The organism is Nocardia crassostreae (genome assembly GCF_001613405.1).
Taxonomy (GTDB): domain Bacteria; phylum Actinomycetota; class Actinomycetes; order Mycobacteriales; family Mycobacteriaceae; genus Nocardia; species Nocardia crassostreae.
This window is the reverse complement of record NZ_BDCH01000049.1, coordinates 17441-33192: the sequence shown is the minus strand read 5'-3', so window position 1 is coordinate 33192 and position 15752 is coordinate 17441. Positions and strand designations below refer to the sequence as shown.

The window sequence follows — 15752 nt, the reverse complement described above, 5'->3', positions numbered from 1 at the left end:
CGTCACCGGGTCCGCGGCCTGCGCCGCGCAGGATTCCCGAACCGCGGGATCGTCGAGGACGATCCAGGTCGTGTCGCCGGGCAGGTCGCGGAGGTGCTCGGCGGTCGTAATGCCCAGCCGTGCACCGGAATCGGTGACCATGTGCCGCACGCGATCCACCGGATAGGTGGGATCGACCGGGACGTGGTCGCCGCCCGCCTTGGACACCGCCCAGATCGCCGCGATCAACTCGTAGGACCGCCGCATCCCGAGGGCGACAAGCGTTTCCGGGCCGACTCCGCGATCGATGAGCACCCGCGCCAGCCGGGAGGACAGCGCGTCGAGCTCACCGTAGGTGAACGCGCGGCCGCCATCGCGCACGGCGACCCGATCCGGTCCCAGGCGCACGGCCCGGCCGAGCAGGTCCGGCAGCGGTGCGCCCGGCACGGCCGGACCGCCGTCCATCCGGGTCAGCTGCTCGTACTCGGTCTCGGTGAGCAGGTGCACCGTGCCCACCGGATCGTGCGGCGTCGCCACGATCCGGTCGATCAGCATCCGGAACCGGTCGGCCAGCAGCGCGGCGGTGTCCCCGTCCACGAGCTCGCGCCGGTGCGATACCTGCACGCGCAGTGCGCTTTCCAGCTCGACGACGACCGACACCGGATAGTGCGTATTGGTCACGCCCCGCACGCCGTCCACCCGCAGCCCGTCGATGGCGCCGCCGGCCGCGCGCAGTCCCTCGACATCGACCGGATAGGACTCGAAAGCCACCAGCGTGTCGAATATTTCGTCCATCCCGGCGGCGGCTTGGATCTCGCCGAGGCCCAGATGGTGGTGTTCCAGCAGGGCCGCCTGTTCGGACTGCAAGCGGTTCAGCAACTCTCGCAGCGTCGACTCCGGCGCCAGGCGCACCCGCACCGGAATGGTCGTCACGAACAGGCCGACCATGTCCTCGACGCCGTCCAGCTGCGGCGGGCGGCCCGACACCACCGCGCCGAACACCACATCGGCGCGATCGGTGAGTCCGGCCAGCAGCAGGCCCCAGGCCGCCTGCACCACGGTATTGACCGTGACACCGGCCCCCGCCGCGAGGTCCGTCAGCGCCCGCGTCCGTTCCGGCGTCAATTCGAAAGCGTGCGAACCATATCCGGCTCCCGGCGCGCCGGGACGCGGCAGCATCGGGAGCAGAGCGGTGGCCTCGGCCCCCGCCAGCGTCTCCCGCCACATCCGGACCGTGGCATCCCGGTCCTGTCGCGACAACCACTCCAGATAGTCGCGGTAGGGCCGGAGGCGCGGCAGCTGCGACGCATCACCGTGCGTCGCGTAGAACAGCAGCAGGTCCTTCATCAGCAGCGGCAGCGACCAGCCGTCGAACAGAATGTGGTGGCTGGTCAGCGCGAGGCAGGTGTGCCCGGTTTCGGTGCGGTACAGGGTGAAGCGCACCATCAGCGCGTGCGCCGGATCGAAGCGGAGCAGCTGATCGGCCGCCAGCAGATCGGGCAGGTCGGCATCGGGGTCTCGACTTCCCGCCAGGGCGCGTCGATTCCGTCCACGATCAGCTGCACCGGTGTGCCGTCGGCGGCGGTGACGAATGCGGCGCGCAGGCTGCCGTGCCGGTCCAGCACCGCCTGCGCGGCCCGGCGCAGGCGGCCGGTGTCGATCTCGCCGGACAGCTCGACGACGAACTGGGTCACATAGCTGTCGGGCGCGCCCGCCGTGAGCTGTGTGTGATAGAACAGCCCGGCCTGTAGCGGCGACAGCGGAAGTACTTCCGCCAGACCGGGATCGGCCGCGCGCCAGCCATCCAGTTCTGCCTGTGACACCCGTACCAACGGCACATCCGACGGGGTCAGCCCGCCCGCCGCCGGGTCACGCAGATGGGCGGCCACCGCGGTCAGCGCCGCCACCCATTCCTCGGCGAGTTCGCGCACGGCGTCCTCGTCGAGAATGCCGGTGGCGTATTGGAAGGACGCGCCCAGCCGCGGACCCGCGCCGGTATCGGTGACGATGGCATTGATGTCCACCACGACGTCGACCGGCAGCGCCGAATCCTGTTCGGCGGACAGCTCTCCCAGCATGTCGGTCGGCAGCCAGCCACCGGTCCGGTCGTCCGTGGGCGCCTCGCCCGCGGAGATCCGGCCGAGGTAGTTGAAGCCGATCTGGCCCAGATCACCGTCGAGATCGGTGGCCGTCTCCGAGTTCAAGTGCCGCAGCAGGCCGAAGCCGATGCCCTTGGCGGGCACCGCCAGCAGCTGTTCCTTCACCGCGCGCAGCGCGGCCGCGGTCGTCTCCGCACCCGCGTCCGCGGCAATGCCGGACAGATCCAGGGCCACCGGGTAGACGCTGGTGAACCATCCGACAGTCCGCGTGAGATCGGCGCCGGGCACCGTATCCTGCTCTCGCCCATGCCCTTCCAGTCGCACCCGGGTGACGGGGGCGTCCGCGCCGTGCCGCGCCCGCCAGGCACGCACCGCCATGGCCAGGGCGGCCAGCAGGCCGTCATTGACGCCGCCGCGATAGCGGGCGGGGACCTCGGTCAGGATCGCCTCGGTGACCGCCACCGGGACCTCGACGCTGAAACGCCGTGCGGTCGCATAGGTGTCCACGGCGGGATCCAGGGCCCGCGCGCCCAGCAGCGGATCCGCCGCGGACAGTGCCCGCCGCCAGTGGTCGATCTCACCGGTGCGCTCGGCGGCGACCGCCGCCTCGGTCAGCCCGTGCGCCCAGCGCCGGAACGAAGTGCCGGTGGCGGCCAGGGCGATCGGCTGCCCGGCGGCCCGCTGCGCCCACGCGGTCATGAAGTCGGGGATCAGGATTCGCCACGACACGCCGTCGATCACATAGTGATGCGCGGCAATGATCAGCGCATCGGCGGCGTCGGGGCGACGCACCCAGGTGCACGCGATCATGCGCCCCGCCGCGGGATCCAGCATCTCCGTCGTGGCGGTCAAGGCGGCGCTGCCGAGCCGGGTCAGCTCGGCCGGGTCCGTTCCGGCGGGCACATCGAGCTCGGCGATGGCCGCCGCGAGATCGGCGGTCCCGGCGGGCGGCACCTCGAAACGCCAGCCGTCGCCGTCGCCCGTCACCCGCGCCCGCAGCACGTCGTGGTGGTCCAGCACGGCGGCCACCGTCGCCTCCAGCGCGGCGCGGTCGACACCCTCCGGGAGGGCCAGCACCATGCTCTGGAAGTACTTGCCGGACAGGCCATGCCCGAGCTGGCGGGCCAGGACCGGTGTCAGCGGGATCTCGCCGACCCCGCCGCCGGGCAGCTCCGCGAGCACCACGGTCTCCGCCGCATCGCCCACGACCGCCGCCTTGGCCAGCCGCGCGACGGTGCGGTGCTCGAACACATCCTGGGGCGTGAAGACGATTCCGGCCGCGCGGGCGCGCGCGACCAGCTGCATCGACATGATGCTGTCGCCGCCGATCGCGAAGAACGAATCGTCGGCGCCGACCCGCTCCACGCGCAGCAGCTCGGCGAACAGTTCCGCGAGCCGGGTCTCCACCGGACCGACCGGATCACGGGAGATCAGCGTTTCGAAAACCGGTTCCGGCAGTGCGGCGCGATCGAGTTTGCCATTGGGGGTCAGCGGAATCCGATCCAGCACCACGATGGCGGACGGCACCATGTGCGCGGGCAGCGATGCGCCGATGTGCTCGGCCAGCTCCCCGGTGTCCACGGTCCGGCCGGGCGTCAACAGCACGTAGGCCACCAGCGCCGTCGCCCCCGAAGGCAGCGTGCGCCCCATGGTCGCCGCGAAGTCCAGATCGGGATGCGCGGTCAGCGCATCGTCGATCTCGCCGAGCTCGATGCGGAACCCGCACACCTTGACCTGGAAGTCGTTGCGGCCGAGTATTTCCAGGCCGGAACCGTCCTCGCGGCGGCGCGCCAGGTCACCGGTGCGATACAGCCGCGAGCCGGGAACTCCCGCCAGTTCGCCGAAGGGGTTGGCCACGAACCGATCCGAAGTCAAGCCGGGGCGACCCAGATAGCCCTGGGCCAGGGCGGGGCCCGAGACGTACAGCTCGCCGGTCACCCCGTCCGGCACCGGGCGCAGGCCGCCGTCCAGCACGAACGCGCCGACACCGGACGTCGCATTGCCGATGGTGATGTCCTGATCGGGTTGTAGCGCACCGACACTGGTCTCCAGAATGGTGGCTTCGGTAGGGCCGTAGCCATTGTGGAAAGCGCGGCCCGGTATCGCCCAGCGCCGCACCAGATCCGGACCGAAGCGATCACCCGCGACCATGACGGTGCGCAGCTCGTCGAGACCGGCGGGATCGACCGATTCCAGCGCGCCCGGGGTGATGAGCATGTGGGTGACCCGCTCGTGCCGCAGCAGTTCCGCCAGTTCGAGACCGCCGAAAGCGGTCGGCGGGGCGATCACCAGGGTCGCGCCCGCGGTGAACGCCAGCAGCAATTCGAGCACCGACACATCGAAATTCGGTGAGCAGACGTGCAATACGCAGGAGTCGGCGGTGATGCCGCACTGCTCGCGTTCGAAGGCGGTCAGCGCGGCCAGTCCGGCATGGGTGACCGCAACGCCTTTCGGGCGTCCGGTGGAGCCGGAGGTGTAGATGACATACGCGATGTGCTGCTCGGTGAGGGTGCGGACGCGATCGGCGTAGGAGACCGGATGTCCGGGCTGCGCCTCGATCCGGCTCTGCTGCACTGGATCATCGAGTTCCAGCCACGCGATGGCGGTCCCCAGCGCGGCGCGGTGCGCACCCGTGGTCAGGCCGAGCACCGCGCCGGAGTCCGACACCAGGTATTCGATGCGATCATTCGGGTAGGTGGGATCGACTGGCACATACGCCGCACCGGTTTTCGCGACTGCCCAGGTGGACAGCACCGAATCGAGCGAGCGGGTGATACCGATCGCCACCACGTCGCCGGGACCGATTCCGCGGCCGATCAATTCGCGCGCCAGCCGCGAGGACGCCTCGTCCAGCTCGCGGTAGGTCAGCTGCCGATCGGCGAACCGCACGGCCACCCGGTCGGCCGCGGAATCCACCGCGGCGGTGAGTAGTTGGGGAAACAGCTGACTGCCGTTCCGACGCCGACGGTTTCCGCGTACAGAACGGCGCGCTGTATCCACTGGTGATTCATTCCCTCCAACGCAAGTGGGCCCATTCGAATCCGGGCCACTCTCGAGCAATCTTGAATCGTAGGTTGATATGACGACCAAGGCATAACCGGGAGATCGGCGGCACCGGAAGATGTGCCCCTGAAAATGTGGGCATGGTCTGTTTCCGGGCAGGCAGGAGCGCACGCCGAGTTATCGGCGTGTGCGCCAATTCACAACCAAATGGAAGTGTTTCGGATTTTGGTTCCGAAAATTCAGAGCCAGCCGCGACGCGTAGCCTGAACTCCGGCTTGGAATCTGGTGCTCGCGCCCAGTCGCTCCAGCAGACTCGCGGTGCGCCGCACCACGGTTCGGCGCGACAGGCCGAGGCTGCGCGCGATGGTGTCATCGGTGGCGCCCATGCTCATGAGCGTCAGGATGGCGCGATCGCGCTCGTCGAGCGCCTCCGACGGATTCACCGAAATCGGTGTGGCCATGGACCACAGCGCGTCGAACGTCTTGATCAGCAGATCCAGCGTGGGCGACGGGCCGACCCGAATGCCCATGGGATCACCGCGGCGTTCGTCGGTGTGCAGCACCAGCACCGCCCGCCGATCGTCGGCGACGATCAGCTTCATGGGCGGATCCGGCAGCGTACGCGCCTGCGCACCAACGGCATTGGTGGCCAGCACGTGCCGCAGGCGCTCGGCGTCCTGGTAGATGGTCTCCTGATACAGGGTGCGGTAGTCGATACCCGATTGAATCCGTGCGGATTTCAGCTCGAAGAGCCGTTCCTCGGTGTCCACGTCCGACAGGAACGGACCCCGCTCCACGACCTTCACACAGGCGTGCGCCGTGTGCTGCAGGTCCTCGAAATCGGCCAGCAGCTGGCGGCGTTCGTACACCGCCACCACCGCGCCGTCGGCATCGGTGGTGCGCCGCACCGAGCGGAAGGTCTCACCCAGCCGGGCCGCGGCCGACTGCATACGCAGCATGTCGTGATTGCGGCGCCGGGTCTCGGCCTCCGACAAGGCTTCCGGCGCGTGGGCGTCCCAGCGCACCACGCCGCTGGCCTCGGTGAGCCGCACGGCGGCCTCGAGATGACACAGCGCTTCGAGGGCCGCCTCGGCCACTCGGGGAGGACAATTCAATCGCTCGGCCACTTCATGAGCCGTCGAGCGGGGATGTTACACGAGAATCGCGTAAGTGCGGCCGTGCAGTGAGGCCGGGTCGAATAGATCGTCCAGTGTCGTCACCGCGCCCACCGGCATGCGCCGGTCCGGAAAACGTCCGTTCGAAGGGGCGGGTGAACGCTCTACTGGTCCGGGCCCCACTGCTGCTGCATGATTACGCCCTTGCTGGCTAGCCACGGCAGCGGATCCATCTTGTTTCCGGCGGCATCCCATACCTCCAAGTGCAAATGAGGCCCTGTGGACTGACCGCGATTTCCGACTGTGGCGATGACGTCGCCGGCGTTGACCCGCTGCCCGGCCTGCACGAACATATCGTTCACGTGACCGTAGACAGCGGTGGTGCCATCGTCCTGCAGGACGCGGACCCAGAGGCCGAAGCCCGATGCCGGACCGGCCTCCACCACGGTGCCGCCCATGACGGAGTGAATGGGGGCGCCGAGCGTATCGGCGAAGTCGACACCGTAATGCATGGCGCCCCAACGGGCGCCGAAGCCGGAGCTGATCACACCGGCCACCGGGCGGACAGCGGGCGCCGGAGCGATCTGCTGCTGCAGATCCTTCAGCGTCTGCTCGGCCTGGGCCAGCGGATTGGCGATCTCCGGCGGGAGATTCTGGAGCCCGAAGGGCGCGGCGACCGGGGCGGCCACGGCCTGGGCCTGAGCCACGGGGGCTTCCGGAGCCGGGGCCGGGGCCGCGATCTCCTTCAGCTGCGTGTTCGGTTGCGCGGCGTCGGCCAGTTCGGCCTCGTCGGCGACCGTCTTGGTCTCGTGATTCGGGAGCAGCGGCGCGGCATTGGCCAATGCGGGAACCAGCTGTGCGGCGGTGCCGGTGAGGGCGCCCGCGGCGACCGCGGCCCCGGCGGCGACCTTCACGCGGTCGGCGGTGGTGGGTTCGGCGCGGTGCCGACGGCGAGCGGCGGCGCCAGCACGGCCGGCACCAGAATCACCAAGCAAGTCCATAACTGATACGGAGTTCGCGGTCTCTCTGTGGTGCGGCAAAGCTCGTCCTAGCGTTCGGGGATCCGTAATTGGATCCGTAACGATTCTGTATCGCTGTGACGGAAACTGTACTCGCTCGTGACCATTCCGCAACCTTCTGAGTTGCAACACCAGGGAAAACGCAGGTCACAGTCCTGAACACTTGATCACGAACGGTAACGGGGAGGCACACTGTGAGTGTGATTCTCGAGCAGCTGGGTACACCCATCGTTTTGGCGCCCATGGCAGGCGGACCGTCCACCCCGGAGCTGGCGGCGGCCGTCTCCGATGCGGGCGGGCTGGGATTCGTGGCCGCCGGATATCTGAGTGCGGAGGCGCTGGGCGAGCGCGTCAAGAGCACCCGGGCGCTGACTTCCGCACCGTTCGGCGTGAACCTCTTCTATCCGTCCGCGCCCGCTTCGCCCGAACTGTTCTCTTCTTATGTCGACGAGCTGGCCCGGGAATTCCCGGTCGGCGAACCGCGCTACGACACCGACGACTGGGCGGCCAAGCTCGATCTGCTGGTCGCCGAACCGGTCGCCGTGGTCTCGTACACCTTCGGCTGCCCGTCGGCCGCCGAGATCGAGCGGCTGCACGCGGTGGGATCGGAGGTGTGGGTGACGGTCACCTCGGTGGCCGAGGCCCGGCACGCGGTCGCGGCCGGAGCCGATGCGCTCATTGCCCAGGGCGCGGAGGCGGGCGGTCATCGCGGCACCTTCATCGATCGGCCCGAGGACGATGTCACCGATCCGCTGGGACTGCTGACGCTGCTGCAATTGCTCATTGCCGTTACCGACCGGCCGGTAATCGCGGCGGGCGGAATCGCCACGGGCGCGGGCCTGGCCGCCGTGCTGGCCGCCGGGGCCGCCGCCGCACAAGTGGGCACCGCCTTCCTGCGCTGCCCCGAAGCCCGGACCGCGGCCCTGGTCCGCGATGCGGTGGTGCGCGACACCCCGACCATGCTCACCCGGGCCTTCACCGGCCGCCTGGCCCGCGGACTGCGCAATCGGTTCATGCTCGACCATCCGAACGCTCCAGCCGCCTATCCCGAAATCCATTACGCCACCGGTCCGCTGCGCGCCGCCGCACGCGCCGAGGGCAATGCCGACGCGGTGAATCTCTGGGCAGGTCAGGCGCATTCGCTCACTCCCGAGCTACCGGCGGGCGAGCTGGTCCGGAAGCTGTCCGAGGATGCGAAAAACGCTCTACAGCGGGCACTTTCACGGCGAATCCAGGGTTGTTGACAACGTTTTTCGTTTAGACTCGGCTGACACCATCCGCCATCCCATGAGGAGAGCGATATGTCACTCGACGTACCCACTGCACTGCTCGAGCGCGCTGAACGCGGTGAAGTCAGCGACGACGAGTTCGTCGACTGTGTCCACAGCTCACTGCCCTACGCCTATGAGGTGGTCAGCCGGGTGGCAGCCGAACTGCGTTCCGGCACAGAGGAATTCGCCGACAACGTAATCACGCCACCGGACGAGACCGCACGCGGCCAGCTGCTGCGCGCCATGGCCTCGGATGCCATTCGCGGCGGTCTGGAACGCCACTTCGACGTGAAGCTCGCCTTCCAGAACTGCCACCGGGTGGCCGCGTTCCCGCTCAGCTCGGTCGGCGGGGACACCTACAGCACCTTCATCTCGACGCGTGCCCAGCTGCTGAACCAGAGCCCGGAGCTCCGCAACTGCTGATCACGAATACCGTTCGGCGCGACCGGTGCTACCGGTCGCGCCGGGCTGTGCCTAGCGGACGAATTTCTTGAACTCGCGCCGGATCAGATAGGCAATCCCGACCAGCGGCGCATCGATCACGAGATTGGCGATGATCAGCACCGGTATCGCCGTCTCCCGGTCTAGCGCCGACTGGACGATCGCCACCACCGCGAGCAACCCGAGGAACGAACCGCTCACCGCCAAGACCAGCCACCACAGCACCCGCAGCGCCCCGACCTGCGGGCGCGCGGTCTCCTTGTGCGCCGGGGCGAACGCGAGCGGCGAGTACCCGGGACGCGGCATCGGACTGCTCGGGTGCGGCGACGGATTGCTCGGAACGCGCTGCGGGTTGCTCGGCGGGAGCGACGGATTCGAGCCGGGCGGCGGTATCCGGTAGGGCGCGGGGACCGGGTTGTATGCCATACCCGGCGGCCGGATCGGGGCGGCCGGAACCACGGTGGGCAGGCTCGCGGCGCTCGGCGTCGGGGCGCTGCGGGCGGCGGCGGCGAATTCGCCCGCGCGCGAGTGGCGTTGGTCGGGTTCCTTCGCCATGCCGCGTGCGATGACCGTGTCCAGGGCCGGGGGCACCGCCGGATTGAGGCCCGCGGCCGCGGGCGGCGGGGCCGTCAGATGCGCGACCATCTGCTGCGCCACATCGCGATCGCCGAACGGGCTTCTGCCCGTGAGGCATTCGAAGAGCAGGCACGCCAGGGCGTACACGTCCGAGCCGATGCCCGCATCCCCCGCATACCGCTCCGGCGCCATATAAGCCCAGGTGCCCACGGCCATACCGGTGGAGGTCAGCTGCGTCTGACCGGTGCCGCGGGCGAGCCCGAAATCGATGAGGTAGGCGAAGCCGTTCGGCAGCACGAGCACATTGGAGGGCTTCACATCGCGATGAATCAGCCCCGCATCGTGCGCGGCGTCCAGCGCCTGCGCGACCTGACCCACGATCTCGACCGCCGTCCGCGGGGGCATCGCGCCCCGGTCCTTGAGGATCTACGCGAGATCGACGCCGTCCAGTAGTTCCATATCAATGAACAACCGGCCGTCCAGTTCACCGAAGTTGTGAATGGGCACCAGATGCGGCCCGCGCAGCCGCGCGGCCAGCCGGGCCTCGCGCTCGAACCGGGCCCGGTATTCCGCGTCGTCGGCCAGCGCCGACGGCAGCACCTTCAGGGCGACATCCCGGCCCATCCGGGTGTCGTGGGCCAGCCACACCTGCCCCATGCCGCCCTGACCGGGCAGCTGCTCCAGCCGGTAATGCCCGAGCGTGCTGTCCTGCGGCACATGTCCTCCCACCGTGCAGCGCCGTCCTGTGAAGCGTTCAGCCATTATCCTGCAGGCGAAGCCACAGAAATTCAGCCTTCGAGGAGTACCCGTGCCCAGCGACCAGGCAGCCGACACCTTCGACCTCTAGGACCAGGACAGCGACGGGCTCATCTCCGCCGACGACATTCTCGCCGGAATCACCGCACTGGGCCTCGACATAGATATCGACGACGTCCACAGACTCGTTGCAGCCGCCGACACCAATGGCGATTTCCTCATCTCCCGCGCGGAATTCGACGCCGCCCGCCTCGGCCGGGATCCGGAGATTTCGGATGCGAACGCCGCCTTCGACACCTTCGACGCCAATAAGAACAACCTCATCGAGGTCGACGAACTCGAGTCCCTGCTGCGCACCTGCCCCGGCCTCACCGAGGAATCGGCCACAGCCCTCCTGGCCGCGGCCGATCTGGATGGCGACGGCCATCTCTCGCGCGCCGAGTTCACCGCCCTGCTGGCCAAACTGGCCGAGTAGCGGCCACCGCCGGACATGCCGCCCGCCTGGGCCGCAACCGGGAAATAGCGGATACCGACGCCGCCTTCGACACCTCGATACGAACATGAACAACGTCATCGAGCTCGAGGACCTCGAAACCCTGCTGCGCACCTGCCCCGGACCCGGCGAGGAATCGGCCGAGTCCCGGCTGGCCGCCTAGCGGCCAACGCCGGAAACGCGACCATTACCGGAGCTTTCCGCTGGCTGCGGTTACGGTGGTCGGATGGTTGTGGGGGCCGAGGAGATTCCCGGCAGATTGTCGCGGCGCGCCGCGAATCCCGTAGTGACCGGTCGGATGCTCGTCGCCGCCGTCGTCCTGACGGTGACGGTGCTGCTGTGGCATGTGTTCGCGCTGCCGCTCGATATGCCGTACTACGGGCTGTTCGACAATGGCGTGGATCTGGCGGTGTATCAGGCGGGCGGACAGACGATTCGGGCCGGGGCCGGGTTGTACGACGTGCCCGTGCTGTTCGGTATGGAGTTCACCTATACGCCCTTCGCGGCGCTGGTCTTCATGGCGCTCGCGCCGCTTTCCCTGGTCACAGCCGAGACGGTGTGGTGGGCGGGCACATTCGCCGCCCTCGTGGCGCTCGTCGGGTTGTGCCTGCGGGCCATGGGCTATCGGAACGCGGTGCGCACCTGGGTGTTCGCGCTGCTGCTGGCAGTGTGCTGCACTGCCCTCGAGCCGGTGCGCACGACCATCTGGCTCGGCCAGATCAATATCTTCCTGGCCCTGCTCATCGTCTGGGATCTGACCCGGCCGTCCGCGGCGCGGTGGCGTGGGGTGGGCGTCGGCATTGCCGCCGGGATCAAGCTGACGCCTGTGTTCTTCCTCGTCTATCTCGCGTGGACCCGGCAGTGGCGCAGTCTGGGCGTCTCTTCCGGCGCGTTCGCCGCGACGATCATCCTCGGCTTCCTGGCGCGGCCCGGCGACTCGTACTCGTACTGGAGCCGGAAGGTGATCACCTCGGCGCGGGTGGGCGCGGTCGATTCACCGGGCAATCAATCGGTCAAAGGCTTTCTCGCACAAGTGCTGCGGTTCCTCAAGATCGAGCGGTTCAGCACGAATACCGCCGGGATGACGGTCTTCCAGCCCCCCGCTTGGCTGTGGCTGGCGGTGCTTCTGCCGGTCGCCGCGCTCGGACTCGCCGCGGCGGCGCGCGCCCACCGCACCGGTCGAGAACTGCTGGCGATCACCGTGACCGGTATGACCCCCACGTGCGTATCCCCGTTCTCGTGGGGGCACCACTGGGTGTGGTTCGTGCCGTTGGTCATCCTGGCCTGGCACCACGCGCGCACGGCCGTTACCCGGTGGGCATGGTTCACCCCCGCGGTCGTGGTGCTCATCGGCTTCAGCTGGTGGTGGACCTTCTCCGACCGCCCGGAGATCGAGGGCGCGCCGCATCCGGTCGGCATCGGCCTGTTCATGATGCCCCGGCCCGACAACTCGGTCTGGTGGGCCTACATCACGGTCCCGACCTACGCGGGCTGCTATCCGCTGCTGCTGGTGGCCACGAGTTGCTATGTCCTGCTGCGGAAACCGGTATGGCCGAGCGGTGACTCAGGGCGGCGAGATCCGGGCGTTGAGGCCGTGCTCGAGGTGGTCGAGCAGGGCGCGGGTGCGGCGGGGCAGGGCCGCGGTGGTGGCGTGCGCGGCGTAGATGTCGGCGCTGGGGGTGGGGAGACCGGGCAGGACCTGGACGAGCGAGCCCGCGCGCAGTAGCGGGTCGACGTGCCAGCGCGAGCGCATGATGAGGCCGCGGCCCTCCAGGCACCAGCGGGTGATGACGTCGCCGTCGTTGCTCACCAGATTGCCCGCCACCCTGATAGCGGTCTCACCATGCCCGGTCTCACCGAATCGCCATAGGGCGTAGTCGCTTTCGTTCTCACGCAGGACTATGCAGTTGTGCTGCTCGAGGTCCGCCGGTGTGGTGGGCATGCCGTGCCTGCGGAGATATTCCGGTGCGGCGCACACGATTCTGCTGTTGCGGCAGAGCCTGCGTGCGGACAGCCGGGAATCCGGGAGCGTGCCGACATGGATATCGAGGTCGAAGCCGGTACCGGCGATATTCAGTGGTACCGCGGATAATTCGAGATCGACCTGGACCAGCGGGTGCCGGGCCACGAATTCGGCGACCAGATCGGCGATATGCGCACGGCCGAGCCCGATGGTGGACCGCACGTGCAATCGGCCGCGCAGGTCGCCGTGCTGTTCGGCAATGGCGTCCTCGAGCTCCTCGAGCTGCGCCGCCAGCCGCGCCGCGCCCGCGCCGTAGCGCTCCCCCTCGGGAGTCAGGGTGAAGCGGCGCGTGGTGCGCTGGACCAGCGGAACGCCGAGCCGGGACTCCAGTTGCGCGAGCCGTTTGCTGACCGCGGAGACCGAGACGCCGAATTCGCGGGCGGCCTCGGTCAAGCTGCGCGAGCGGGCGACGATGTCGAAGAAAAGAATGTCGTCAGCGAGCCCACCGCGCATGCGAACCTCCAGCCATTGTTTCCGATTCGGAAAGAGTCTCTTGTGCTTTCCGTACTTCCACTCGCGAGATACCGGAGCCTACCGTTGTGATCCAGCCGACAGCAACGAAAGCGGCAGTGAGGAGATCGGCAACAATGGCGGCAGCACACCGAATCGCGGTCATTCCCGGCGACGGTATCGGGAAAGAGGTTGTGCCGGAGGGCATCAGAGTGCTCGAGGGCGCGGCAGCCGCCTTCGATTTCACGCTGGATCTCGAATACTTCGACTATGCCTGCGCGGATTACTACACCGCGCACGGGACCATGCTGCCCGCCGACTGGTTCGATCGGCTGAAATCCTTCGACGCCATCTTCTTCGGGGCCGTGGGCTGGCCCGAGGTGGTGCCGGATCATATTTCGCTGTGGGGCAGCCTGTTGCAGTTCCGCAGGCATTTCGACCAGTACGTGAGCCTGCGGCCGGTGCGGCTGCTGCCGGGCGTGGCGAGCCCGCTGGCCGGACGGGCGCCGGGCGATATCGACTTCTATGTGGTGCGCGAGAATACCGAGGGCGAATACTCCAGCATCGGCGGCCGCATCTTCGACGGCACCGAACGGGAAACCGTCGTACAGGAGACGGTCATGACCAGAACCGGGGTCGACCGGATCCTGCGGTACGCCTTCGAATTGGCGCGGCGGCGGCCGCGGAAACGACTCACCTCGGCGACCAAGAGCAATGGTATTTCGATTTCCATGCCGTACTGGGACGAACGCGTGACGGAAATGTCGGCGGGCTATCCGGATGTGGCGGTGGACAAATATCACATCGATATCCTGACGGCGAATTTCGTACTGCATCCCGACTGGTTCGACGTCGTGGTGGCCAGCAATCTGTTCGGCGATATCCTCAGCGATCTGGGGCCCGCCTGCGCGGGCACGATCGGGATCGCGCCGAGCGGGAACATCAACCCGGAGCGCCGATTTCCCAGCCTGTTCGAACCGGTGCACGGTTCGGCCCCGGATATCGCGGGGCAGGGCATCGCCAATCCGATCGGCCAGATCTGGAGTGCGGCCATGATGCTCGACCATCTCGGCGAACAGGCCGCGGCCGCGGGCGTGCTGGCGGCCGTCGAAACCGTGCTCGCCCAGGGCGGCGCCGCCCTGACGCCGGATATGGGCGGTGCGGGCACCACCGAATCGCTGGGCAAGGCGATCCGGGCGGCATTGGAAATCCGGTGAGACACAGTGAGTTCCACGGACAAGATTCGGCGCACCGCGCGCCGCACCGTACCCCTGCTCGACGGGGCGCCGCTGACGATACCGCTGGCGTTGACCGCGCTGGTCCTGCTCGCCGGATTCCGCGGCGCGATACCGGAGAACATGATCGGCGGCCTGGCGGTGATCGTCGGGCTGGGCATGCTGCTCGGCCCGCTGGGTAACCGGCTGCCGGTGATCTCCCGCATCGGCGGCGGCGCGCTGATGTGCCTCCTGACGCCGTCGATCCTGTTGTACGCCGGTGTATTCGAAGGCAATACTGTGCGCGCCGTCACCGCGCTGATGAAGCAGGCTAACTTCCTCTACTTCGTGATCGCGACCCTGGTGGTGGGCAGCATTCTCGGCATGAGCCGCAAGCTCATGGTCGGCGGCCTGATCCGCATCTTCCCGCCGTTGCTGGCCGGAACCGTGACAGCGGTCGCGGTGGGTATCGGTGTCGCCATGTTGTTCGGCAACGATTTTCACCGCGCGCTGTTCTATATCGTGGTCCCGATCATCGGCGGCGGTATCGGGGAGGGCGTGATCCCGCTGTCCTCGGCCTACGCGGCCGCGCTGGGCGGTGACCCGGGAGACTATGTGGCGGAACTGATTCCGGCCGCGATCATCGGCAATATCGCGGCGATCATCACCGCGGGCGTGCTGCGCAGGCTCGGCGAGCGGCGACCGCGGCTCGACGGCGGCGGGCGGCTGGTGCGCGAGGGACGAAACGACACCCTCGTACCGCCGACCGATTCCATTGCGGACCGGGAACCCAACTACGCGCTCGGCGTGCTGATGATCACCGGCCTGTTCGTCATCGCCGCCCTGACCGAGAAGCTGATCCCTCTCCCCGCGCCGGTGCTGGTCATTATTCTGGCGGTGCTGTGCAAGCTGTTCGGCATCTTCCCGGCATCGGTCGAGGCCGACGCGCGCGCCGTCTACGCGATTATCGCCCGCCACTTCATCTTTCCCACCATGATCGGTCTCGGCATCGTCTACCTCCCGCTCGACAATGTCCTGTCCGTCCTGTCCCCCGGCTACGTGATCGCCTGCGCCTCGGTCGTTCTCGCCATGGCCCTGACCGGCTTCCTGGTCGGACGCGCCATTGCCATGTATCCGATCGACGCGGCCCTGTTCACCGTGTGCCACAGCGGTCTCGGCGGCACCGGCGATGTGGCCATTCTGTCCGCCGCCGACCGCATGAACCTCATGCCCTTCGCCCAGATATCCACCCGCATAGGCGGTGTCAGCACCGTCATCACCGCGGCCTGGCTGATCCGCGTGCTCGGCTGATC

12 protein-coding genes and 1 pseudogene are annotated in these 15752 nt (G+C 68.2%); 6 read left to right on the top strand and 7 right to left on the bottom strand.

What is annotated here, in order from left to right:
• The 4 genes from NC4_RS44290 to NC4_RS38180 form a co-directional block, all read right to left on the bottom strand.
• A partial coding sequence (locus tag NC4_RS44290) for a condensation domain-containing protein (RefSeq protein WP_157555484.1) occupies nt 1-1425 on the bottom strand: 1425 nt, incomplete at its 3' end.
• A complete protein-coding gene (locus NC4_RS38190) occupies nt 1425-4994 on the bottom strand; it encodes a non-ribosomal peptide synthetase (RefSeq protein ID WP_067549355.1) in 3570 nt (1189 codons plus the stop codon). The genes NC4_RS44290 and NC4_RS38190, both read right to left, overlap by 1 nt.
• Nucleotides 4995-5320: 326 nt before the next feature.
• Nucleotides 5321-6178 (bottom strand): helix-turn-helix transcriptional regulator, encoded by an 858-nt coding sequence (locus NC4_RS38185; protein ID WP_245722214.1) that lies wholly within the window; start codon nt 6176-6178, stop codon nt 5321-5323.
• Nucleotides 6179-6360: 182 nt separating this feature from the next.
• Entirely contained in the window at nt 6361-7236 is an 876-nt protein-coding gene (locus NC4_RS38180) for a M23 family metallopeptidase (protein ID WP_439957595.1), read from the bottom strand.
• 179 nt (nt 7237-7415) lie between these two features.
• Between NC4_RS38180 and NC4_RS38175 the strand changes: the two genes are divergently transcribed.
• Both NC4_RS38175 and NC4_RS38170 read left to right on the top strand, forming a co-directional pair.
• The gene (locus tag NC4_RS38175) at nt 7416-8459 is read left to right on the top strand and encodes an NAD(P)H-dependent flavin oxidoreductase (RefSeq protein WP_174566925.1); all 1044 of its coding nucleotides are present in this window, start codon (nt 7416-7418) and stop codon (nt 8457-8459) included.
• A 57-nt stretch (nt 8460-8516) separates the two neighbouring features.
• On the top strand, nt 8517-8909 hold the full coding sequence (locus NC4_RS38170; RefSeq protein WP_067549349.1) for an SCO5389 family protein: 393 nt from the start codon (nt 8517-8519) through the stop codon (nt 8907-8909).
• Between the two features lie 51 nt (nt 8910-8960).
• Here NC4_RS38170 and NC4_RS38165 read toward each other — a convergent pair whose 3' ends face one another.
• A complete protein-coding gene (locus NC4_RS38165) occupies nt 8961-9929 on the bottom strand; it encodes a serine/threonine-protein kinase (RefSeq protein WP_305781646.1) in 969 nt (322 codons plus the stop codon).
• On the bottom strand, nt 9930-10220 hold the full coding sequence (locus NC4_RS38160; RefSeq protein WP_067549343.1) for a protein kinase family protein: 291 nt from the start codon (nt 10218-10220) through the stop codon (nt 9930-9932).
• Between the two features lie 151 nt (nt 10221-10371).
• On the opposite strand from NC4_RS38160, the gene NC4_RS45015 reads away from it, so the two are divergent.
• On the top strand, nt 10372-10734 hold the full coding sequence (locus tag NC4_RS45015) for an EF-hand domain-containing protein (RefSeq protein ID WP_157555485.1): 363 nt from the start codon (nt 10372-10374) through the stop codon (nt 10732-10734).
• Between the two features lie 244 nt (nt 10735-10978).
• Nucleotides 10979-11971 (top strand): annotated as a pseudogene (locus NC4_RS43800) (glycosyltransferase 87 family protein); the annotation flags it as partial.
• Nucleotides 11972-12316: 345 nt separating this feature from the next.
• On the opposite strand, the gene NC4_RS39805 reads toward NC4_RS43800, so the two are convergent.
• Nucleotides 12317-13228, bottom strand: coding sequence for a LysR family transcriptional regulator (locus NC4_RS39805; RefSeq protein WP_084530189.1), 912 nt, complete (start codon nt 13226-13228; stop codon nt 12317-12319).
• Between the two features lie 134 nt (nt 13229-13362).
• On the opposite strand from NC4_RS39805, the gene NC4_RS38140 reads away from it, so the two are divergent.
• Both NC4_RS38140 and NC4_RS38135 read left to right on the top strand, forming a co-directional pair.
• On the top strand, nt 13363-14442 hold the full coding sequence (locus NC4_RS38140) for a tartrate dehydrogenase (protein WP_067549331.1): 1080 nt from the start codon (nt 13363-13365) through the stop codon (nt 14440-14442).
• 6 nt (nt 14443-14448) lie between these two features.
• Nucleotides 14449-15750, top strand: coding sequence for a 2-hydroxycarboxylate transporter family protein (locus tag NC4_RS38135; RefSeq protein ID WP_245722212.1), 1302 nt, complete (start codon nt 14449-14451; stop codon nt 15748-15750).
• Nucleotides 15751-15752 lie beyond the last annotated feature (2 nt).

Bases quoted from the DNA above. Each gene is read 5' to 3' on its own strand.
- NC4_RS39805 (WP_084530189.1), bottom strand. From the start codon at position 13,228: ATGCGCGGTGGGCTCGCTGACGACATTCTTTTCTTCGACATCGTCGCC.
- NC4_RS38170 (WP_067549349.1), top strand. From the start codon at position 8,517: ATGTCACTCGACGTACCCACTGCACTGCTCGAGCGCGCTGAACGCGGT.
- NC4_RS38140 (WP_067549331.1), top strand. From the start codon at position 13,363: ATGGCGGCAGCACACCGAATCGCGGTCATTCCCGGCGACGGTATCGGG.